16 protein-coding genes are annotated in these 21,486 nt (G+C 51.5%); 12 read left to right on the top strand and 4 right to left on the bottom strand.

Annotated elements, in window-relative coordinates; all coding sequences use genetic code 11:
* Positions 1-141 precede the first annotated feature (141 nt).
* The 4 genes from DU002_RS16910 to DU002_RS16895 all read left to right on the top strand — a co-directional run bounded on the left by DU002_RS16910 (position 142) and on the right by DU002_RS16895 (position 4,621).
* Positions 142-1,632, top strand: a complete 1,491-nt coding sequence (locus DU002_RS16910; RefSeq protein ID WP_114339628.1) for a coniferyl aldehyde dehydrogenase — start codon at positions 142-144, stop codon at positions 1,630-1,632.
* A complete protein-coding gene (locus DU002_RS16905; RefSeq protein ID WP_114339627.1) occupies positions 1,622-2,233 on the top strand; it encodes a TetR/AcrR family transcriptional regulator in 612 nt (203 codons plus the stop codon). Before DU002_RS16910 ends, DU002_RS16905 begins: the two co-directional genes overlap by 11 nt.
* Before the next feature lie 115 nt (positions 2,234-2,348).
* The gene (locus DU002_RS16900; RefSeq protein ID WP_114339626.1) at positions 2,349-4,067 is read left to right on the top strand and encodes an OPT family oligopeptide transporter; all 1,719 of its coding nucleotides are present in this window, start codon (positions 2,349-2,351) and stop codon (positions 4,065-4,067) included.
* Entirely contained in the window at positions 4,067-4,621 is a 555-nt protein-coding gene (locus DU002_RS16895; protein WP_114339625.1) for a hypothetical protein, read from the top strand. The genes DU002_RS16900 and DU002_RS16895 overlap by 1 nt, the downstream gene beginning before the upstream one ends.
* Positions 4,622-4,695: 74 nt before the next feature.
* Here the strand turns inward: DU002_RS16895 and metL are convergent, their stop codons facing one another.
* A complete protein-coding gene (metL, locus tag DU002_RS16890) occupies positions 4,696-7,158 on the bottom strand; it encodes a bifunctional aspartate kinase/homoserine dehydrogenase II (RefSeq protein WP_114339624.1) in 2,463 nt (820 codons plus the stop codon).
* A gap of 43 nt (positions 7,159-7,201) precedes the next feature.
* Positions 7,202-8,353: a cystathionine gamma-synthase gene (gene metB / locus DU002_RS16885; RefSeq protein ID WP_114339623.1), complete on the bottom strand. Its 1,152-nt coding sequence runs from the start codon at positions 8,351-8,353 to the stop codon at positions 7,202-7,204.
* Between the two features lie 216 nt (positions 8,354-8,569).
* Here metB and metJ point away from each other — a divergent pair, with 216 nt between their 5' ends.
* Entirely contained in the window at positions 8,570-8,893 is a 324-nt protein-coding gene (gene metJ / locus DU002_RS16880) for a met regulon transcriptional regulator MetJ (protein ID WP_114339718.1), read from the top strand.
* 246 nt (positions 8,894-9,139) lie between these two features.
* Positions 9,140-10,030: a methylenetetrahydrofolate reductase gene (gene metF, locus DU002_RS16875; RefSeq protein ID WP_114339622.1), complete on the top strand. Its 891-nt coding sequence runs from the start codon at positions 9,140-9,142 to the stop codon at positions 10,028-10,030.
* 86 nt (positions 10,031-10,116) lie between these two features.
* On the opposite strand, the gene DU002_RS16870 is transcribed toward metF, so the two are convergent.
* Positions 10,117-10,812 carry a hypothetical protein gene (locus DU002_RS16870; protein ID WP_147271891.1) on the bottom strand — a complete coding sequence of 232 codons (696 nt, stop codon included), beginning with the start codon at positions 10,810-10,812 and terminating at the stop codon, positions 10,117-10,119.
* Between the two features lie 732 nt (positions 10,813-11,544).
* On the opposite strand from DU002_RS16870, the gene DU002_RS16865 reads away from it, so the two are divergent.
* Complete coding sequence (locus DU002_RS16865) at positions 11,545-12,198, top strand: PilZ domain-containing protein (protein ID WP_158538116.1); 654 nt, start codon at positions 11,545-11,547, stop codon at positions 12,196-12,198.
* Between the two features lie 70 nt (positions 12,199-12,268).
* Here DU002_RS16865 and ppc read toward each other — a convergent pair whose 3' ends face one another.
* A complete protein-coding gene (gene ppc, locus DU002_RS16860) occupies positions 12,269-14,899 on the bottom strand; it encodes a phosphoenolpyruvate carboxylase (RefSeq protein ID WP_114339619.1) in 2,631 nt (876 codons plus the stop codon).
* 456 nt (positions 14,900-15,355) lie between these two features.
* Here ppc and argC point away from each other — a divergent pair, with 456 nt between their 5' ends.
* The 5 genes from argC (at position 15,356) to argH (ending at position 21,382) form a co-directional block, all read left to right on the top strand.
* On the top strand, positions 15,356-16,396 hold the full coding sequence (gene argC / locus DU002_RS16855; protein ID WP_114339618.1) for an N-acetyl-gamma-glutamyl-phosphate reductase: 1,041 nt from the start codon (positions 15,356-15,358) through the stop codon (positions 16,394-16,396).
* Complete coding sequence (gene argB / locus DU002_RS16850; protein ID WP_114339617.1) at positions 16,393-17,175, top strand: acetylglutamate kinase; 783 nt, start codon at positions 16,393-16,395, stop codon at positions 17,173-17,175. The genes argC and argB overlap by 4 nt, the downstream gene beginning before the upstream one ends.
* Positions 17,176-17,305: 130 nt before the next feature.
* Positions 17,306-18,220 (top strand): ornithine carbamoyltransferase, encoded by a 915-nt coding sequence (locus DU002_RS16845; protein ID WP_114339616.1) that lies wholly within the window; start codon positions 17,306-17,308, stop codon positions 18,218-18,220.
* A 14-nt stretch (positions 18,221-18,234) separates the two neighbouring features.
* On the top strand, positions 18,235-19,449 hold the full coding sequence (locus tag DU002_RS16840) for an argininosuccinate synthase (RefSeq protein ID WP_114339717.1): 1,215 nt from the start codon (positions 18,235-18,237) through the stop codon (positions 19,447-19,449).
* A gap of 1 nt (position 19,450) precedes the next feature.
* Positions 19,451-21,382, top strand: a complete 1,932-nt coding sequence (gene argH / locus DU002_RS16835) for an argininosuccinate lyase (RefSeq protein ID WP_114339615.1) — start codon at positions 19,451-19,453, stop codon at positions 21,380-21,382.
* Positions 21,383-21,486 lie beyond the last annotated feature (104 nt).

The following is a 21,486-nucleotide window of genomic DNA, read 5'->3' as shown; positions in this document are numbered from 1 at the left end:
TTTACTATTTTGTTATCACTTTTAGTTACTACAGGTTGGGTTTGTGTGGATGGAGGATAGCAACTATGCTCAAACCGACTGATTAGTCGGTTTTGTTTATACTGCCACCTTTAATGCCTAGAGATAGTTCGGAGTAGCGCCATGCTGGAGAGTAGCCAACCCGTTGCGGAGGATGTTGAGGTCCGTGATCCTGCTGCGATGGTCAATACTGAATGCGCGCAGGCACCGGACGGTGCAGAGCCGACGTTGAAACAGCGGCTTGAACATCAACGTGCAGCTTTTTCTGCTTGCCCATTTCCTTCGGCCGAGACTCGTTTAACTCAATTGTCCGGGTTGCAACGTCTGCTGGTTGATAATCAGCAAGCGTTGGCGCAGGCGTTGAGTGCTGACTTTGGGCATCGCGCCAAAGATGATTCTATGTTTGGTGATATTTTGCCGTCGGTGCAGATGGTGAAATATCAGATCCGTCATCTTAAGCGTTGGATGAAACCACAGCGCCGTCGTGCCGGCCTATTACTGGCGCCGGCCCAGGTAAAAGTGGTGTATCAGCCGTTAGGTGTGGTTGGCATTGTGGTGCCGTGGAACTTTCCGTTGATGTTATCTATCGGGCCATTGGCATCGGCATTGGCGGCGGGCAACCGCGCCATGATAAAAATGTCAGAATTTACCCCTCATACCAATGCTTTGCTGAAACGTTTATTGGCACAACAATTTTGTGAAGATGAAGTGGCTATCGTCGAGGGAGAGGCGGATGTTGCCCAGGCGTTTTCAGCGCTGCCTTTTGATCATCTGCTGTTTACCGGTTCGACCGCTGTCGGACATCATGTGATGCGTGCGGCAGCGGAAAACTTAACCCCTGTCACCCTTGAGTTGGGTGGTAAGTCGCCGGTGATTATCGCCCCTGATATGGCGATCGATACCGCTGTAGCGCGGATGATCTATGGTAAGACGCTTAATGCTGGTCAGATCTGCGTGTCGCCCGATTATGTATTGTGTCCGGCCGACAAGTTGAGCGAATTCTGTGAACAGTTTGTGCGCCGCTTTCAGCAGATGTATCCGAATGGAGAGGGGGGTGACGATTACAGCTGTGTGATTAACTCGCGGCAGTATCAGCGGCTACAAGCTTGGTTAGCGGATGCGGAGGAGAAAGGCGCGCAGGTGATCCCTTGTGGTGGTCGCGGTGACGATAACCAACGCCGCATGGCCACCCAGCTGCTCCTTAATGTCAGTGATGAGATGACGCTGATGCAGCAGGAGATTTTTGGCCCTCTGCTTCCGGTTATCCCATATACCGATATTGATGAGGCACTGGAATATATTGCTAAACGGCCGCGGCCATTGGCCTTGTATCTGCTCTCTTTCGACAAAGCTTTGCAGCAGCGGATAGAAACAGAAACTCATTCCGGTGGTGTCTGTATAAACGATACGATTTTCCATGTCGCTGCGGACGATGCGCCGTTTGGTGGTATTGGCCCCTCGGGTATGGGGCACTATCATGGCCATGAAGGATTTCTCACTTTCTCGAAAGTGAAAACGGTGTTGAAGCAGGGACTATTTGCATCGTCACTGCTGGTGCATCCCCCCTATGGTCGTTGGCTGCAAAAGCTGTTGGTGAAGATTTTTGTCCGCTAATCTGAAACCTGCCCCGAGATCGATCCATAAGCGTCAGCGTATTTTAGATGCGGCGCTAACACTGTTTATAGAACAGGGGTTTCATGGCACCTCGACGGCAGCCATAGCCAAGCACGCTGGCGTAGCTACCGGCACGCTGTTTCATCATTTCGCCTCCAAGGAGGCGTTAATTAATGCCCTCTATCTCGCTGTTAAAGTAGAGTTAGCAGAGGGTATCGCGGCGCAGTCTCTCTCCTTGTCTGGACAGCCTTCGTCACAGCAACTTCGCACTGTTGCCAAGCAGTTTTGGCAGCACTCTTTGTGCTGGTGTGTCAGCATGCCGGAAAAAGTGCGTTTTTTTGCGCAATACAATCACTCTCCATACATCAACAACCAGACACAGCAAACGGCGCAGACCCAAGTGTTTGGCTTTATCAATGGCTTGTTGCGGGTTGGTCAGCAGCAAGCCGTGTTTAAGTGTTTACCAGTGGAGCTGCTGTATGAAACCTGTCATGGATTACTGCTGCAGACCGCATTTTATTATATTGCGCAGCGGCGTATGCCCACAGAAATCGAATGTGATCAGTCATTTGGCTTGCTTTGGGACGCGCTGCATGCATAGTTAGAGTGTTATCAAGGCTTCATTGCTTACTGCTGTGATGTCGTAACAGCAGCGGATCGACGCTTAGTGGCGGTATCCGCATTAGGGAAAGCCAAATATATAAGAGGGCTGTGTTTTGAAACAGACAGATACCGTGGTGCGTCACGGTCCCTACCCCGAGTTGACGCTACCTGCCGTGCTGGTGGGATACTTTCTTGGCGCCATTATTGCCATCAGTATCGGTTATGCCGCCCTGATCCTCGGTTTTTCTATTGAGGGCTCCGAGTTAGCCGCCATTTTGGGATTTGCCGTGCTGCGGGGAATGCTTGGGCGTCACTCCATTGTTGAAAACAACGTCACCCAAACTGTCGCCAGTGCGGTTAATGGCGCATCTTCGGGGATGATGTTCTCGGTGCCCGCGCTGTTTATTCTGGGGTATACCGACTTTGACCCCGTGCTGCTGACCTTTGGCTGTATTGCCGGTGCCTTTCTTGGTATCGCTTTTATTATTCCGTTACGTAAACAGATGATCGACTATGAGCGCCTGACCTATCCAGGGGGCGTGGCGGTGGCCACGATCCTCAAGTCACCGGGTGCTGGCGTGCAAAAAGCCAAGCTGTTAGTAGGGGCCGCGGCAGTGGCTGCGCTGGTTCACTTTGGATCGCAAATGGGCGGTGTCGATAACTGGGATCTGGGCGCTTTGATTGGCTTGCCCGAGTATATGAATGGTGTCTGGTATCTGTCGCTACTCACGGTTGGGGTTGGTTTTATCGCTGGCCGAGGTGGTATCGCCTTTATTCTTGGTGGTTTTGTCTGTTACTGGTTATTAGCGCCCTTACTTAGTGGCTTTGATTTGTTGCCGCTGGATGCGGCTGGCAATCCGGTGACGCTGCCGAATGCTTTACGGGTTGATCTGTTTCGGCCGGTGGGGATCGGCATGTTAATTGGGGGCGCGTTGATGGGGATCGCCCTGGCCTTGCCCCTGATCATCTCCGCTATCCGCTCAATGCAGAGTGCCGCGGTGAGTAAGTCGGTGGTAAGTAAAGACGAGATGCCGATTAAGCTGCTGTATATCGCCATTGTGGCGGCGGCGATCCTACTGGCAGTGATGTCTATTTTGTCGACGGAGCATATGGGCTTGGGCCGCGGCCTACTCATGGCGGTGATGGGTACCCTCTGGATCTGGATTGCTGGGGTGATCTTATCGGAAGCTATTGGCCGTACTAATTGGTCGCCACTTTCTGGTATGACGCTGATCGCGGTGACCATACTGATCATTATCGCTAAAGGGTTGGGTGACGCCGAAGCAGTGATTGCTGCGGTGACCTTGGGCGCGGCGGTATGTGTTGCCATGAGTCAGGCCACTGATCTGATGCTGGATCTGAAAACCGGCTATCTGGTGGGCGCAACGCCGAAGATGCAACAGATGGGACAATTCTTAGGAGCCTGGTTAGGGCCGCTGCTGGTGATCGGTTTGATCATGGTGCTGCATGAAGCCTACGGCTTAGGATCGGAAAAACTACCCGCCCCTCAGGGGCAAGCGTTGGCTAGCATGATCAGCGGTATTCTCGGCGGTGACATCCCGACAGAAAAGTATCTGGCGGGTGCCGGTATTGGTGCTCTGCTCTCGGCGTTGTCCGGTGGCTTAGGTATTACCGTGGGGCTGGGTTTCTATCTTCCCTTTAATATCGTGCTGACCTATGCCCTAGGTACCCTGCTACGTGAACTATGCGACCGTTATAAAGGTGATGCATACAGTGAGTCGGTCGGTATTCCTATCGCCGCAGGCTTGATCGTCGGTGAAGCGTTAATAGGGGTTGGATTCGCCGTCAGTTACGTGATGGAGGGGCTGTAATGTTGCTGCTTGGTTATATGCTATTGATTATTGGTGCGCTGGCTGCGGCGTTTACCACCTCTCTGGATCCTGCCACGTTGCCGTGGGGCTATTATGCTGTAGCGATGGTGGTGGGAGCAGTTGGCTTGGTGATGGTGAAGCGTCATCAACACCTTGTTGCTCATGACCCGGAACAGCTTGAGGAAAATTTGGGTCAACTGAATGATGCCCTTGGTCGCATTGTGATGGAGGCAGAACAGCTGGTGGATAGGCGCCACGAGTTGCCGGTGCATGAATACCGTTTTGAGATTGACCGCCTGTTTCGTGCCGATCTGAATCAGTTTGCCGAGGCCAGGTACAGTATTCGCCATAGCTGCGGTGTGCAGGTGTTTGCGGATGTGATGTCGCCATTTGCCGCGGGGGAGCGTTATATCAATCGTATCTGGTCGGCGTCGGCAGATGGTTATCTGGAAGAGGCGAATACCTATCTGGTAAGAGCGCTTGAACAGTTTCGAGAAGCGCGGGCAAAATTAACCGCCGCATTGGCGACGGTGGCCGTAAAAACTTCTTATTAAACATATTGTTGCTCCAAAAATAAAAAGGGCCGCTAACGAATAGCGGCCCTTTTTATTGTCTGGTTGTAACGCGTTTAGGCTGACTTAATATGCTGGCATAGCTTAAACAGATCTGACTGTACCGAGCCTGCCGTGAGTTCGGGGCCAACTGCCGGGCCACGGATCACCAACGGCTGCTCTTTAAACCATTCACTGTGGATAGCATAGATATTTTCCCCTGCATGGCAGTTGGCCATGGGGTCACTTGGATCGAGAAATTCCAAACCAACGTGAGCCTGACCGCCACGCTCTAGACGGGCGATATAGCGCAATACGCGGCCACTGGCTTCGGCGCGACCATATGCGGAAGCAATTTGACGATCAAATACCTCGGCATTGGCGAAGAACTCTTCGATTGAGCCCTCCAGAGCCTCTTCATCGACCAGAGAAACCACCTCGATGTCATCCATTTCAAACTCTTCCATACCCAGCTGACGAGCGAGGATCAGCAACTTACAGCAAACATCTTCGCCAGTGAGATCTTCCCGTGGATCTGGCTCGGTGAGCCCCTGATCCATGGCCTCACGGATCAAAGAAGAGAATGGCTGTTTGCCATCATATTGCTGTAGTAGCCAAGACATGGTGCCTGACCATACGCCACTGATGCTGACCACTTCGTCGCCGGAGTGTTGCAGGTCGCCCGTGACATAGTGCACCGGCAGTCCCGCACCCACGGTGGCATTGTTGAGCCAAACCACAGCTTTCTCTTTGCGTTGCTGGGTAATTTCACGGTACAGCGATAATGGTGCCGACGCCGGATATTTATTGGCGCTGATCAGATGGATGCCATGTTCCATCAGCGCAGGGTATTGATACGCCAGATCTCGACTATCGGTCGCGTCGATCACAACCAGTTCGTCATAGGGATGACCTGCGAGCAGTTCGAGTAACTGTTCGAAGCCCATATCTTCTTTGTGCTGCTGAAAACGCGCCTGCCAATCATCTACCTCGATACCGGTGAAGTCGATAATCGCGCCGTCTTGGTTGTACAGTGCACAGAGTTGTACTTCAAGGCGGTGATAGTTGGACAAATAATGCTGCTGTTCTTGATACAGGCGTAACCAACCAGAGCCGATATTGCCGGTACCAAACAATGCCACGCCCAGTTTCTTATCGGGACTGGAGATACCGTGATGCATATGCGAGAGCAGGGTATCTAGGTCGGTTTCCCGCAGCACTGCCACTAAACTGAGGCCATGTTCACCGGGTTGAATAAACTCAACTGGCGCATCTTGCAGATGGCGATAGAAGCAGTGGTAGTGGCGGGCATTCTCGGTGACACCATCGCCAACCATGGCTGCTAAGGCGTAGTTGTCATTCAGTGTTAGGTTGCAGAACGCGCCCTGCAGCTGAAAGTCTTTCAGTCGGGCAAACGCAGTTTCCGCGACTTCTGCGGTAAAACAGAGCCGGATCAAGCGCTGATCGGGTTGATATTGTTTTGCCAGTGGCACTAACTGATAACGGTCGAGATAAGCGCGAATGGTGGCCGTGGCTTCCTCAAATGCCTGTCGGGATGAGGTGTTCATACTGATCAGGCAGACTTTATCTAATGAGGTGACAATCTTGGCACCCTTTTCACCCACCTGAGTGGGGGCTATTTGGGTATGACTACCGGTGGCGGCAAAGGTTGAACGGATCGATAAGCGCGTCTTGCGGCCGACCATCGGCTGTAGCGTGCGAGTATGCAGTACCGGTGAGCCTAAACGTGCCAGCTCAGCGGCTTCCGCCAGCGATAGAATTGGTTGCGTACGCGCCCCTTTGACCTTATTGGGATCGGCACTAAAGATACCGGCAACATCAGTCCAAATAGTAGCGGCTTGCGCATCGGCTAAGGTGGCCAGCATAGTCGCGCTGTAGTCACTGCCGTTACGGCCAAGGGTCACGGTTTCACCGTCGGGGCCACGGCTGATAAAGCCAGTGACAATGGTGAGCTCCTCTTGGCGCTGTAACAGTTGTTCGGCCAGTTTTGGCTGCGACAGTGCAACATCGATCTCTGGTTGCGGCCCCGGCTGTGCCGAGAAAATCTCGCGTGCATCCAACCAGCCTGCGGGCACTGTCGACTGATTGAGCAATGCCGCCAGTAGCCGAGCTGACCATAGCTCGCCAAATCCGACAGTTTCGTTATAGCGCGCCGACTCATCGCCAGCTTGCAGCAGAGTCTGGATCTGGTTGAGATCATCGCTTAACGATTGCAGGGCTTGTTTTGCCGCGGCACCGTCTAACAGCTGGGTGATCAGACTGCCTTGAAAGCGCTCCAGATCAGTTAAGGTTTGTTTTACCAGCTCGTCATTGCTGCCCGCACTTTTGCTGCACAACACCAGCGCGTTGGTGGTTTTACCCGCCGCTGAGACCACCACAAGATCCCCTGCAGAGGTGTGCTCTTTTAGCAGTTCTACGACCCGCAGATAGCAATCTGCATCGGCCAAACTACTGCCACCAAACTTATGAACTCTGCTCCGTGATGACACGGATTCACTGCGCTGTGCGTGCTGCCACATATCGGCTGATTACCTTAGGTTATGCCAGTCGGCCAATTATAACTTAAACCGCATCAAAGCCCGCTTGCAGATCTGCAATTAGATCTGCCACATCTTCGATGCCGACAGATAAACGAAGCAGGTTGTTGCCAATGCCCGCTTCAATGCGCGCTGCTTCATCCATGGCTGCATGGGTCATGGTTGCCGGGTGGGCAACTAAGCTTTCTACACCGCCAAGAGATTCTGCCAATGAGAACAAACTCAGACCACTGAGAAATGCTTTTACCTCATCGACGCCGCCTTTCAGCTCAAAGCTCAACATGGCACCAAAACCATGCTGCTGACGCTTGGCGATCTCGTGGCCTGGATGATCCGGCAGGCTCGGGTGATAAATCGCCGCAACTTTGGTTTGTTGCTGTAAGAATTTGATGATCTCCGCGGCATTATCCTGGTGTTGTTTCACTCGTGGCTTGAGCGTGCGCAAACCCCGCATGGTCAGGAAGCTGTCAAATGGAGAACCTGTGATCCCGATACAGTTTGCCCACCAAGCTAAATCATCACCCATTGCCTGCTCTTTGGCGACAACGGCACCGCCAACAACGTCGGAATGGCCGTTAATGTATTTGGTTGTAGAGTGGACGACGATATCTGCACCCAGAGTTAACGGCTGTTGCAATACCGGTGACAGGAAAGTGTTATCAACCGTGACTAAAGCACCTTGAGCGTGGGCTTGCTCGCAGATAGCAGCCACGTCAACCACACGTAGCAGTGGGTTACTTGGTGTTTCTACCCAAACCATTTTTGGCTTCTGTGCCAACGCCGCAGCGAACGCGGTGGGATCATTCTGATCAACCACCAACAATTTGAAATGGCCTTTCTTTTCTAAATTGGTGAACAGGCGATAGCTACCGCCATAACAGTCGTGAGGAACAACCAGCAGATCATCGGCTTCTAATAACATGGTAGCCAAATGCACAGCCGCCATACCCGTGCTGGTGATTACGCCTTTCGCGCCTTGCTCGAGTTCAGCTAACGCTTCGGCTAGTGCATCGCGGGTAGGGTTGCCTGAACGTGTGTAATCATATTGTCGCGGCTGATCGAAGTCCGCAAACGTATAGTTGCTGGACAGATAGATTGGCGGCACCACAGCACCGTGCTGATGGTCAGTATCGATACCGGCACGCACCGATACGGTGGCAATGTTACGTTTGCTCATCTGGTTGCTCTCACTTTGGCTAAGGGGCCATCTGCTGGACATCGAAATATGCAGGCAGAGGCGGGCATGAGGCAACGATAAGGGATGAACTTTCAGACGTCAAGATATCTGGACGTCTAAACATCCCGCCATTTGGATTGCTATATTTGACTGACTCGTCTGACTCGGTACAATCAGCAGGGTTATTTGCAGCAAACGAAGGTAGGCAGCGCTGACATGGCAGAGTGGAACGGCGAATATATCAGCCCTTATGCAGAGCATGGTAAGAAGAATGAGCAGGTTAAAAAAATCACTGTTTCTATTCCGCTTAAGGTGCTTAAGATCCTGACCGACGAACGTACGCGTCGTCAGGTTAATAATTTACGCCATGCCACTAATAGTGAGCTGCTTTGTGAAGCGTTTCTGCATGCCTACACAGGGCAACCGCTGCCCGCTGATGACGACCTACGAAAAGACAGTCCAGATGACTTGCCTGAAGAGGTACGCAAGCAGATGGAAGAGTTAGGCTTACCGATCCCGGATCTGCACACCGAAGATTAGTCGCTCACCGTCATTTGGATTGCGTAATAAGGAGGCTGTTGCCTCCTTTTTTATCGCCTTTTGGTTACCTAACGGGCAAGGCACGGGCAAGCTGAGTGCTGTTGCGCTCGGTGTTTTGGCACAAAAATGACTTGACATTAAATGCCGATCACCTCAAATTTAGGCCGTATAGACGTCTAAACATCTAAATGTGACCCTGTGAGTCACATTGCATTCAGCACTGGCAAGGCCAGGGAGTTAAGTGAAATGGCATTAAGTCACGCACAGCAGATAGGTCTGTTGAACCAAAGCTTGTCGGAGCTTGGCAAGATCAATGTTTCTTTTGAGTTCTTCCCGCCAAGCAATGAAAAGATGGAGCAGACGCTGTGGAACTCGATTGAGCGTTTAGCCCCTCTAAAGCCTAAATTTGTCTCAGTGACTTATGGTGCCTGTAGCGGTGAACGGGATCGTACCCACGACATCGTTAAGCGGATTAAGAAAGATACCGGCTTGACCGCTGCCCCTCACTTAACTTGTATTGATGCCAGCCGAGATGAGTTACGCCAGATCGCCCGTGATTACTGGCAAAATGGTATTCGGGAGATTGTCGCACTACGTGGTGATTTGCCGGAAGGCAGCAATGAGCGCCCAGATATGTATGCGGCAGATCTGGTGGCTTTGCTGAAATCGGAAGCTGACTTTGATATTTCGGTAGCGGCGTACCCAGAAGTGCACCCAGAAGCGAAAAGTGCGCAAGCGGATCTGATTAACCTAAAACGCAAAGTGGATGCTGGTGCCAATCGTGCCATCACGCAGTTTTTCTTTGATGTGGAAAGCTATCTGCGTTTTCGTGACCGGTGTGTCACCGCGGGTATCGATGTTGAGATCGTGCCAGGTATTTTGCCGGTATCAAACTTTAACCAACTAAAACGCTTCGCAGGCATGACCAGCGTTCATCTACCGCAGTGGCTGCATAAAATGTATGACGGCCTTGATGATGACGCCATGACGCGTAACCTGCTCGGCGCATCGATCGCTATGGATATGGTCAAGGTGCTGGCGAAAGAGGGCGTGAAAGACTTTCACTTCTATACCCTGAATCGGGCTGATCTGAGTTACGCCATCTGCCATTCATTGGGCGTACGTCCGAGTAACTAATCCAACAGATTATTTAAGAAGAAAAAGAGCTGGCCATATGCCGGCTCTTTTTTATCTCACGTTAGGCTTGTTCCAACTATCTAGAGTCAGTTATGAGCCTGTTGCCGAACTAACATGGCTGGACGTTTCCACTGCGTCATTTCTGGTAGGGTCAGATAAGCGCCAACAAAAAAGCAGGCTGCGCCGACTAAGGTCCAAAGGTTGATTTGATACAAGTCGAGAACCTCCTGGCTACTGGGTAAGACCAGCGTGAATACGCCTGCGACCATAAAGGCGATAGATCCGAGCATGTTAACCATGACGACCCACCATGAAATAGATCGTGGCTTCCATGCCCAAAAGCTGTGGCACTCTTCAATTACCGCAAGACCGCTGGCCACCAGGAAACAGACGCAACCGATGATGTCGGGAGTCCAGATCAGTAAATCTTGTTGCAACCAGTTCAGGTCACTTAACATCACATCAAAGGTATTTAGATTGAAGAACAAGGTGCCGACAAGCTGGATAAATGCACTTAACCAGCCAATCTGATTAGGTTGCCAGCTAAACCACGTGAAGGGGTTAGTGGGCGTAACACCCGCTTCTAATTCTGCCCGTCGATCAGCATTGACCACCTCGAGAAGCTGTAGGTAAGCGGCACTGGTGAAGAAGATAGAGCCAACAAAAAACACTATATTGATGGTGTCGACATCTTCTAACCAGTGACTGATTAGCCCAGGCCAGACCTCGTTGATACAGGGGGCGGCAAAACAAGCGGCACCGATCATGAATAGCATCGCCATACACCAGCTTAAAAATGTCGGCCGAAAAACCAATAGCCGCTGACTAAGAGTGGGACTTGTTTGGTTGATTGCACCATGGCCACTACCTTTACGGTGAGCCCTAGATGTCCAGTGGTAAACCGAGCCGTCGCTGAAGTGATGGGAAATCTTTAATACAAATGGGCCGAGTTTGGTTGATTTTATTCGATCAATAACTGGTTGAGGCTGTTGCTTATTGGACCCTGATGTTAACGCCATTCGCTGTCCTGTTGTCTTAAATCGCGTATTCCCCCGCGTTATTTAATGATAGGTGATCAACTAATGCTTCGTTAGTTAAAATCACCGTTTTAGATCTCAATAGGCTGTTTTAATTAATTTATTTTTTCTAGGTGGCGGCATTGGTGAGTGGGTTTGGTTCCGCGTAGTACCGCTGAATCGTTGTTAGTTGTTTAGATCATCACAAAGCAGCTCTCTTGCTTTTATTTTGGTTCGTCGGCAATGAGAGTATTAGGAATAGTGGTGACTTTCGTTGCTGTTCGATACTCCTTGATAGTGATCAGTAACCGTGACTCGAACAAGCAGTCCGGTTGCGTTGGCTACTCATGAACAGCTGACAAGCTGTGCCGGTTGAAGTTTGATAACAGTTTGCACTAACACACACTTGTTAAAAAAATGTGAACTGTGCATAATTGGCACGAATAGTGACTGTTTTTTCAGCAGAAATTCCACGTTTGCAGCCCAAGGATGTCGCAAATGAGTGAGTCGTCAATTTTAGAATCTGAAGAACTGAGTTTTCTCAATGAGGTGATGTTCAGTCGCTTGCCTGAAGGAAATCAGGTTCAGCCGTCGTTTACGTTGGATGGCGATCAAGAGCACAGTGAAATGCTTGGCCGTCTCGGACAGGCTGCCAGTATGCAGATGGTGGCGCAGTTCAAAAACCGCCGTCTTATCTTTCCGTTACAGTTATTTCAGGACGAGTTTAACCGTTTAACCATGGAGTTACAGGCGCCACAGATCTTCGAAACCGGCCCCACTATGAGGCAATGGCGGATGCAGCCGCAGTTACCGCTACGTTTGTTGGAAGCATGCGGCAAAGAAGCTGAACTAAAGGTGCATGATATTTCTCTCAGCGGTTTCTCTGTGACACTGCCTGAACATGAAGGCCCCGCACCAGAGAAGCTGGAGTTGCAGCTGGAATTGCCCGAATGTGGTTCGCTACTGCCTCTTTATGGCGCAAAAGTTAGGCGTATTGACCAGCAAACGGTGGCTTACAACCTGTTATTTGATGAACCCGATTTAGAGCAGGCATTGGGACGCTTTTTGTTCGAGCAACATAAGCAGCAGCACCCTGAGTGGGAAATGCCCGCCGTCACGCCGAAGTCATCGGAGATGGCAGAGTCTGCCTAGATTTTGAATAGGCCTAGAGACAGAAAAGCCACCTGGATTAGGTGGCTTTTTCGTTTTTGCTACTTTGGGATTACCCGGTATTACGCATACCCGCAGAGATCCCGGTCATGGTCACCATCAATGCCTGATCCACAGCATTGCAAACCTCGTCTGATGCGCGAGAACGTCGCAGTAGCTCTGCTTGCAACATATGCAATGGGTCCATGTAAGGGTTACGTAGCTTAATAGACTGTTGCTGCCATGTTTCCCGTTCCATCAGATCGTTATCGTGTGTCAGCGATAATACAATGTCGATCCCTTCCTGTAGCTGAGCGCGAAGCTTGTCACCCAGAGCGTGCAGCTCTTGCGGCACCAATACCTGCTCGTAATACTTGGAAACTTCAGGTTCAGCTTTCATGAACACCATCTCAAGCATGTTGAGGCGGGTGCGGAAGAATGGCCACTGTTCGAACATCTCTTCGAGCAGGGGTTGTTGGCCATTGGCTATCACCTCTTTCAGACCCGCAGGTGAGCCTAACCAGGCCGGCAACACTAACCGGTTCTGAGCCCATGCGAAGATCCATGGGATAGCACGCAAGCTTTCAATTCCGCCAGTGGGTTTACGCTTCGGTGGGCGTGAACCCAATGGCAGTTTGCCCAGCTCAACTTCCGGTGTTGCAGCGCGGAAGTATTCGACGAATTGAGGCTCGCCGCGCACCACGGCACGATAGGCTTCACAGGAGGTTGCAGACAGCTGATCCATTAGCTGGCGCCAGCTTTGCTCCGGTACCGGAGGTGGTAGCAGTTTACCTTCGAGCACGGCACTGCCATATAACGCCAGTGAGTGCTGAGCGACTTCTGGTAAACCAAATTTCACCCGGATCATTTCGCCCTGTTCAGTGACGCGAATACCGCCATCTAACGAACCTGGAGGTTGAGACAGGATCGCATTGTGCGCCGGGCCGCCCCCACGTCCAATGGTGCCACCGCGGCCGTGGAACAGCATGAGTGAGACATCGGCTTCTTTACAAACTTGCACCAGATCTTCCTGGGCGCTGTACTGTGCCCAAGCGGCGGCCATCATCCCAGCATCTTTGGCTGAATCGGAGTAACCGATCATCACTTCTTGATGGCCTTTGATATAACCTCGGTACCAGTCGATTTCTAACAAGCGTTTGATACAGTCGGCGCCGCCATTGAGGTCATCAAGAGTTTCAAACAGTGGCGCGACGCCCATGTTAAAGCTGACACCAGACTCTTTTAGTAGCAGTTGTACAGCTAACACATCGGAAGGATCTGATGCCATCGAGATCACATAGGTGCCGAGGGCATCTGGGTGCTGTTCAGCGATCACTTCGCAGGTGTCTAATACCTCTTGTGTATCTGCGCTGGGTTGCCACTGCTTCGGAAGTAATGGCCGTTTACTGGCCAGCTCCTGCAACAGGAAGGCTTGCTTATCCTCTTCACGCCAGCTGCTGTAATCACCCAACCCTAAATAACGGGTGATCTCGCCAATCGCATCGGCATGGCGCGCAGCATCTTGACGAACATCCAGTTTTACCAGATTGATACCGAAACAGGCGACACGGCGCAGGGTATCTAATAGGGCGCCATCAGCGACTACGCCCATGCCACAGTTATGCAATGATTCGTAGCAGAGTTGCAGGGGCTCACGGATATCTTTGACATCACGGATCAGAGGGCATACCCCTACAGAGCGACCATCCAATACCGCTTCGATCCCTTCGCGGGTGGCGCGCAGGTGATCTCGCAAACGCTTAAGTACATGGCGGTAGGGTTCTTTGGCACCGTTACTGTAGTCAGCAAGGGCGTCGTCGCATTGGCTCATCGACAACTCGCCAATCAGTGGCCCTAAATCGCGAATATAGAGATCGGCCACTTTCCAGCGCGCCAGCAACAGCACTTCGCGGGTCACCTTGGCCGTAACAAACGGGTTACCGTCACGGTCGCCGCCCATCCAACTGGCAAAACGAATGGGTGCCACGCCATCGACCGGAAGCTTTCGGCCAAAGCGACTATCCAGTTCCGCGTTGAGATCACGTAGAAAGCTCGGTACCGCTTCCCAAAGCGAGTGTTCGATAACGGCGAAGCCCCACTTGGCTTCGTCTACAGGGGTCGGGCGTTGGTCGCGGATCTCGTTGGTGTGCCACACCTGGGTGATCAACTGCTCTAGGCGGTTTTCAACCAAGCCTTTTTCCCGCTCTGTGTTCAGTGGACTTTCCAAATCTCCCAAGCAGTGCGCCGCTTGCACATACTTGTTGATCTGGGTTCGACGATTCACTTCAGTTGGATGCGCGGTTAATACCAATTCAATATTGAGCGTGGTCAGCGCATCAATGATCTCATCTGCAGACACCTCTTGTGCGTGCAAACGGTCAAACAGTTCGCCGAAAGGATCTGGCTTGTCTACCTGTTGCCGCCCATCACGAGAGATGGTGTGAAACTGCTCTGCCATATTGGCTTGGGCAAGAAACTGTTGGAACGCTTTGGCAACGGGCAGCAGCTCTTCATCGCCAAGAGAGTTCAGAATATCAATAAGGGCTGCTCTGTCTTGCTCCGAACCAGACTGGGCGCCTTTAGACAATTGTCGAATCGACTCAATTTTTTCGAGAAAGGCGTCACCCATGTCATGCTGGATCGCTCGACCCAGTAGGGTGCCGAGGAAGCTGACATTGCTTCTTAGCGCCGCGTATTTATCCATACTGGTAATACCTTATGTGCATGTGTGCTAGCAAAAAACCGGCAAGGCTATCGCGCAAAGCTGGATAGCTTTTTGCCACAAAACAAACTTTAGAGGTTCAAATAATAAAGGAAACTGCGTGCAATGTGCACTAGTGCATATGTTAACTCCCGATTTTAATAATTATGCAACTTAGCGAATGGTTAATAGTCGCGCGATGGTGCCTATTTTTCGTTATATATACGTAAAGTTTACATTCCAGTTCAATGGCTGCTGCGAAAAATGAATAAACCCAATAAAAATGCAGATATCTTGCATAAGAAGTCATTTTGATTTAGCTTTGCCAACATAAGGCTCATTCTTTATCAGCCAGTATGGCAGTTCCAATGACTGGAAAGGCGAATACGATAAGCAATCGAAGAGTGAGTAAGGTTAGAACAACTATAGTTAGGGTTCCTTGCGGAGGGGCAAAAACAGATGGTGAAATGTTCCATTATCGGTGCCAGTGGTTATACCGGCGCCGAATTAGCAAATTTGGTTGAGCAGCATCCACAGATGACGCTTAAGGCTATCTATGTATCAGAGCGTAGTGCTGATGCCGACACCGAATTAGGAACCCTTCATCGACGCTATCTCGGCCAGCTAAACCTGCCTTTGACACCCTTGGCCACAGCCGATGTAGCCAAAGCCGCTGAAGGCGTGGATCTGGTTTTTCTCGCCACGGATCATAAGGTCTCAGTGGCTCTGGCGCCCGGCTTGCTGGAAACTGGCGTCACGGTCATGGATCTGTCTGGTGGTTTCCGTTTTGATACGGCCGCGCCTTATGACCAGTTTTATGGCTTTACCCATGACTCCCCCGAATGGCTTGAGCAGGCCGTTTATGGCTTAGCAGAATGGAATGCGGCTGAGATCAGTCACGCTCAATTGGTTGCTGTGCCGGGGTGCTACCCTACTGCTAGCCTGTTGGCGTTAAAGCCTTTGCAGGAAGCGGGCTTGCTTAAAGCAGAGACTACGCCGGTGATTAACGCTGTTAGCGGTGTATCTGGCGCTGGGCGTAAAGCCAGCATGGTGAATAGTTTCTGTGAAGTCAGCTACAACCCTTATGGCGTCCTTAATCATCGGCATCAGCCTGAGATCGCTCTGCATTTGGGAAATTCAGTTATCTTTACGCCACATCTTGGCAACTTCCCTCGCGGTATCGTGGCTACTATCACCGCTCAACTGGCGGATGGGGTGACGGCAGCAGCAATTGACCAAGCCTATGACCACGCCTATGCCGGTAAGCCAGCGGTGCGTTTGTATAATCAGCTGTCGCCAGGTCATTGGCCAAGCATCGGTGGTGTGGCCAATACGCCCTATTGCGATATCGGCTGGAAAGCCGATTTGGAAAGCGGTCATATCGTGATTGGTTCGGCTATCGACAATCTACTAAAAGGCGCCGCGTCACAAGCGATCCAGTGCGCCAATATTCGTTTTGGTTTAACCAATTATCCGATAAGTAAGAAGGCTGCGCTATGAGTGCTCCGGTACTGATTAAAGTTGGCGGTGCCTTGCTGGAAAATGCTCAGGCATTGCAAGCACTGTTTGCAGCCTTGGCGGACGTTCAGCGTTTGCGGCCAGTGATGATCATTCACGGTGGCGGCTGTATCGTTGAACAGCAGTTGGCTGCCATGGGCATGGTCAGTGAAAAGAAAGATGGCCTGCGGATCACGCCACCGGAGCAGATGGCTGTGATCACCGGCGCTTTAGCGGGCACCAGCAATAAACAGTTATTAGCTTATGGCCTGAATGCGGGCATGAAAGCGGTGGGTGTTTGTATCGGCGATGCGTTCACTGTCGAAGCCAGCGTACTCGATCCTGCATTAGGGTGTGTCGGGCAGTGCAGCGAAGATGGCTCAGCGGGTGATCCGGCCTTGTTGAAGTTGTTGGTCGATAATGGCTATACACCCATTATTAGTTCTATCGCCGTATCTCGCGAAGGTCAGTTGTTGAATGTTAACGCCGATCAGGCTGCGCTGGCGTTGTGTCAATTACTGCAAGCGGAACTGGTGCTGTTATCCGATGTCGAAGGCATTCTCGATGGTGAGCGTCAGTTGATCCCAGAAATTGATCAGCAAAAAGCCGATCAACTGGTTGCTGAGGGTGTGATCACCGATGGTATGGCTGTTAAGGTGCAGGCTGCACTGCAAGCCGCACGAACGCTCGGTCGCAGTATTGCTGTGGCCAGCTGGCGTGAGCCAGAAAAATTGACCGACCTGTTGGCTGGTAAGCCGGTAGGCACTAAGGTGCTGGGCTAGGCTGCATCGCGTTAAGCAGCAAAACACAGCAAAAGAATTAATGCGTATACCATCTTGATGGCATACGAGAAAGAACGAAACAGATGTCTGCAAGAAGAGGCGAGAAGCCGCAGACATGATGGAGTGTTAGATGAAACCATTAAATCACCTGTTAACACTGAAGGATCTCGATAAAGAGCAGATCCTTCATTTGCTGGATCAAGCCGCAAAAATTAAGGCTGCTCCTCAGGATTACGCCAATGCCTTGCGAGGCAAAAGTGTGGTGATGTTATTTGAGAAGCCATCGCTGCGGACGCGGGTGAGTTTCGACATCGGTTTAAATAAAATGGGTGGCCACGCGGTCTATCTGGATCAGCAAAATGGTGAGCTAGGTGCACGGGAAACCGTAAAAGACTTCGGCGCGAATATCTCCTGCTGGGCCGATGGCATCGTAGCGCGTGTGTTTAAGCAGAGTACGTTGGAGCAGCTTGCGACGGGTGGCTCTATTCCGGTGATCAATGCACTGAGCGATCTCTATCACCCTTGTCAGGCATTGGCCGATTTTCTCGCGTTACAGGAAAAGCTTGGCGATCCGTCAAAAGTGAAACTGGCCTATGTCGGTGATGGCAACAATGTGACCCATTCACTGATGTTGTTGGCGGCGCAGATCGGTGCTGAAATGGTGGTGGTCTGTCCTCCAGGTTATAACGTGGATGGTCAGGTTGTGGTTGATTGTCAGGCAATCAATGCGCGTACTGGCGGTAAGCTGACTATCTCCAGTGAGTTGAGTGCGCTCAACGGTGTTGACGCCATTTATGCCGATACTTGGGTGTCGATGGGTGACAGCACGCCATTGGATCAGATTAAAGCCGTGTTCTCTTCATATCAGATCAATGCTGAGTTGATGGCGAATACTGGCGCGAAATTCTTTATGCATTGCCAACCGGCACATCGCGAGTACGAAGTGACCTCTGAGGTGTTGGATGGCGAACAATCATTAATATTACCGCAGGCGGAGAACCGCATGTGGGCACAAAATTCAGTAATGCTGGAATTATTAAAGTAAGGGTGATGGCAAACATGAGTAAGCAACAAGTTAAAAAAGTCGTACTGGCCTATTCCGGTGGTCTCGATACCTCAGCCATTATTCCTTGGCTGAAAGAAAACTATGATGGCTGTGAAGTGGTCGCATTCGCTGCTGATGTAGGTCAGGGTGATGAAGAGCTTGAAGGTCTGGAAGAAAAAGCACTGGCATCCGGCGCCAGTGAATGTCATATCGTCGATCTGAAAGATGAGTTCGTAGCGGACTACGTGTATCCAAGCCTGACTACGGGTGCGGTTTACGAAGGTAGCTACTTGCTGGGTACCTCGATGGCGCGTCCTATCATCGCCAAAGCTCAGGTAGAAGTGGCTTTGAAAGTAGGCGCAGACGCCTTGTGCCACGGTTGTACCGGTAAAGGTAATGATCAAGTTCGTTTTGAAAGCACCTACGCCGCATTGGCACCGCAACTGGCTGTGATCGCCCCTTGGCGTGAGTGGACTATGTCCAGCCGTGAAGAGTTGTTGAACTACTTAGCTGAGCGCGACATCCCTTGTACTGCCAGCCTGACCAAGATCTATAGCCGTGATGCGAACGCATGGCACATCTCCACCGAAGGTGGCGAGCTGGAAGATCCGTGGAACGAGCCGACAGAAAACTGTTGGGCATGGACAACGGCGCCTGAGCAAGCCCCTGATACCCCAGCGTATGTTTCCCTGACCGTTGAAAAAGGCCGCGTTGTTGCTGTTGATGGTGAAGCGCTTAGCCCTTACGACACGCTGGTGAAATTGAACGAACTCGCGGCACCCCATGGTGTGGGTCGTGTCGATATTTTGGAAAACCGTTTAGTCGGCATGAAGTCGCGTGGTTGTTATGAGACCCCAGGCGGCACCGTGATCATGGCGGCGCTGCGTGGTATCGACGAACTGATTCTGGATAAGAACTCACGTAAGTTCCGTGACCAACTTGCGGTGGAGTTTTCTCACGTCATGTATGACGGTCGTTGGTTCACGCCACTGAACAAGTCACTGCTGGCGGCGGCAGAAAGCTTCGCTGAAGATGCTAACGGTGAAGTCGTCGTTAAGCTGTACAAGGGCACAGCCACTGCAGTGAAGAAGAAGTCACCAAACTCACTGTACTCAGAAGAGTTTGCGACCTTTGGGGAAGATGACGTTTACGACCAAAGCCATGCAGAAGGCTTTATCCGTCTGTTCTCGCTTTCCAGCCGCATTAAAGCGCTGAAGCAGGAGAAATAAGATGGCGTTGTGGGGTGGACGTTTTTCCCAGGCGGCAGACAGCCGGTTTAAAGAGTTCAACGACTCGTTGAAGTTTGATTACCAGCTGGCCGAGCAGGATATCATGGGCTCGATCGCTTGGGCGGGTGCGCTGAATAGCGTCGGCGTGCTCAGTGATGAAGAGGTGAAAGCGCTGGAAACGGCGCTGTTGCAACTACGCGCTGAAGTTCAGGCCGATCCTAAGCAGATCCTGCAGAGCGATGCCGAAGATATCCATAGCTGGGTTGAAGGCAAGCTGATCGATAAGGTCGGTGACTTGGGTAAGAAGCTCCACACTGGTCGTAGCCGTAACGATCAGGTCGCTACCGACCTGAAGTTATGGTGTAAAGACTACGGCGATCTGGTGCTTGAAGCGCTGGTTCGCCTGCAGCAAGCCTTAGTGGACCTGGCTAATCGCGAATCTGAAACCGTGTTACCGGGATATACCCACCTGCAACGCGCGCAGCCGATCACTTTTGGTCACTGGTGTCTGGCTTATGTCGAGATGTTCCATCGTGATATCGACCGTCTGAAAGACGCCATGCAGCGGCTTGATACCTGCCCACTGGGCTCAGGTGCTCTGGCGGGCACGGCGTATCCTATCGACCGTGAAAAGCTGGCTCACAGCCTTGGTTTTACTCGTCCAACATACAACAGCCTGGACGCGGTATCTGATCGCGACCATGTAATGGAATTGATGTCGAGCGCCAGCATCAGCATGCTGCACCTGTCACGGATGTCAGAAGATCTGATCTTCTACAACACGGGTGAAGCCAACTTCATCGAACTGAGTGATAACGTGACATCGGGATCGTCCCTGATGCCACAGAAGAAAAACCCCGATGCGCTGGAGTTGATCCGCGGCAAAACCGGCCGAGTATATGGCTCGCTGGCCGCCATGATGATGACAGTGAAAGCCCTACCACTTGCCTATAACAAAGATATGCAAGAGGACAAAGAGGGACTGTTCGATGCTATCGACAGCTGGGTGATGTGCCTGGATATGGCGGCATTGTGCCTGGAAGGGTTAAAAGTTAACCGTGATCGGACCATGGAAGCGGCCCAGCAAGGGTATGCTAATGCTACAGAGCTGGCTGACTATCTGGTTGCCCGTGATGTGCCGTTCCGCGAAGCCCACCACATTGTTGGTGAGGTGGTGGTTGCGGCAATCGCTAAGAAGCAACCTCTGGAAGATTTTGCCCTGTCAGAGCTAAAAGCTTTCTCTGACAAGATTGAAGAAGATGTCTATCAGCATCTGACCATTGATGCCTGTTTGGCTAAGCGTGAAGTGTTGGGTGGTACCGCACGGATCAGCGTGTCAGAAGCATTAGGCAAGGCACAACAGGCCAAGGCGCCGGTGGATGTGCAGCAGGGACAGGCGCTGGGTGGCACGACCTACCAGCAGGTAAAACACGCTTTAGCGCAAGCGCAGACGCGCTTGAATGCACAGAAAGCCGAAGTGCTGAAAGTGCGTAGTGCCAAGTTAAGTGATCTCGATGCCATCGATGAGATCGTCAGTCACTGGGCTGAAGTGGGCGAAACATTGCCTCGGAGTCGCGATGACCTGGTGCGCAGCATTCTCGATTTTGCTGTTGCTGAACAGGAAAATCAGGTTATCGGTTGTGCATCTTTGTACATCTACGGCACGGGGTTAGCAGAAATCCGCTCGTTAGGAGTGGAGCGTACGCAGCATGGTCAAGGCCAGGGGAAAGCACTGGTGCAGTACATGCTTCAACGCGGAAAGGAATTAGAGCTCAAACGTTTAGTCGTGTTGACTCGGGTCCCCATGTTCTTTGAGAAACTGGGCTTCACATACACCAGCAAAGACCAATTGCCGGAAAAAGTGATGAAAGATTGCGATATCTGTCCGAAGAAACACGCTTGCGATGAAGTTGCAATGGAATACGTACTGTAACCGTCTCTCTGGAGATAGGGTGAGAGAGTTAGTCCTCTTATTACCACCCTTGTTTGCCCCCAACACCTCGGTGATTGGGGGCTTTTTTTTACGTACAGGATGTA

Source organism: Corallincola holothuriorum (assembly GCF_003336225.1).
In the GTDB taxonomy this organism is placed as follows: Bacteria; Pseudomonadota; Gammaproteobacteria; order Enterobacterales; family Neiellaceae; genus Corallincola; species Corallincola holothuriorum.
The sequence above is the reverse complement of the archived record's forward strand: the minus strand, read 5'-3'. Positions and strand labels throughout refer to the sequence as shown.

What these genes read in the sequence shown, in the direction of transcription:
- DU002_RS16910 (WP_114339628.1), top strand. Translation starts at nt 142, where the DNA reads ATGCTGGAGAGTAGCCAACCCGTTGCGGAGGATGTTGAGGTCCGTGAT.
- DU002_RS16895 (WP_114339625.1), top strand. Translation starts at nt 4,067, where the DNA reads ATGTTGCTGCTTGGTTATATGCTATTGATTATTGGTGCGCTGGCTGCG.
- metL (WP_114339624.1), bottom strand. Translation starts at nt 7,158, where the DNA reads ATGTGGCAGCACGCACAGCGCAGTGAATCCGTGTCATCACGGAGCAGA.
- metB (WP_114339623.1), bottom strand. Translation starts at nt 8,353, where the DNA reads ATGAGCAAACGTAACATTGCCACCGTATCGGTGCGTGCCGGTATCGAT.
- metJ (WP_114339718.1), top strand. Translation starts at nt 8,570, where the DNA reads ATGGCAGAGTGGAACGGCGAATATATCAGCCCTTATGCAGAGCATGGT.
- metF (WP_114339622.1), top strand. Translation starts at nt 9,140, where the DNA reads ATGGCATTAAGTCACGCACAGCAGATAGGTCTGTTGAACCAAAGCTTG.
- DU002_RS16870 (WP_147271891.1), bottom strand. Translation starts at nt 10,812, where the DNA reads ATGGCGATGCTATTCATGATCGGTGCCGCTTGTTTTGCCGCCCCCTGT.
- DU002_RS16865 (WP_158538116.1), top strand. Translation starts at nt 11,545, where the DNA reads ATGAGTGAGTCGTCAATTTTAGAATCTGAAGAACTGAGTTTTCTCAAT.
- ppc (WP_114339619.1), bottom strand. Translation starts at nt 14,899, where the DNA reads ATGGATAAATACGCGGCGCTAAGAAGCAATGTCAGCTTCCTCGGCACC.
- argC (WP_114339618.1), top strand. Translation starts at nt 15,356, where the DNA reads ATGGTGAAATGTTCCATTATCGGTGCCAGTGGTTATACCGGCGCCGAA.
- argB (WP_114339617.1), top strand. Translation starts at nt 16,393, where the DNA reads ATGAGTGCTCCGGTACTGATTAAAGTTGGCGGTGCCTTGCTGGAAAAT.
- DU002_RS16845 (WP_114339616.1), top strand. Translation starts at nt 17,306, where the DNA reads ATGAAACCATTAAATCACCTGTTAACACTGAAGGATCTCGATAAAGAG.
- DU002_RS16840 (WP_114339717.1), top strand. Translation starts at nt 18,235, where the DNA reads ATGAGTAAGCAACAAGTTAAAAAAGTCGTACTGGCCTATTCCGGTGGT.
- argH (WP_114339615.1), top strand. Translation starts at nt 19,451, where the DNA reads ATGGCGTTGTGGGGTGGACGTTTTTCCCAGGCGGCAGACAGCCGGTTT.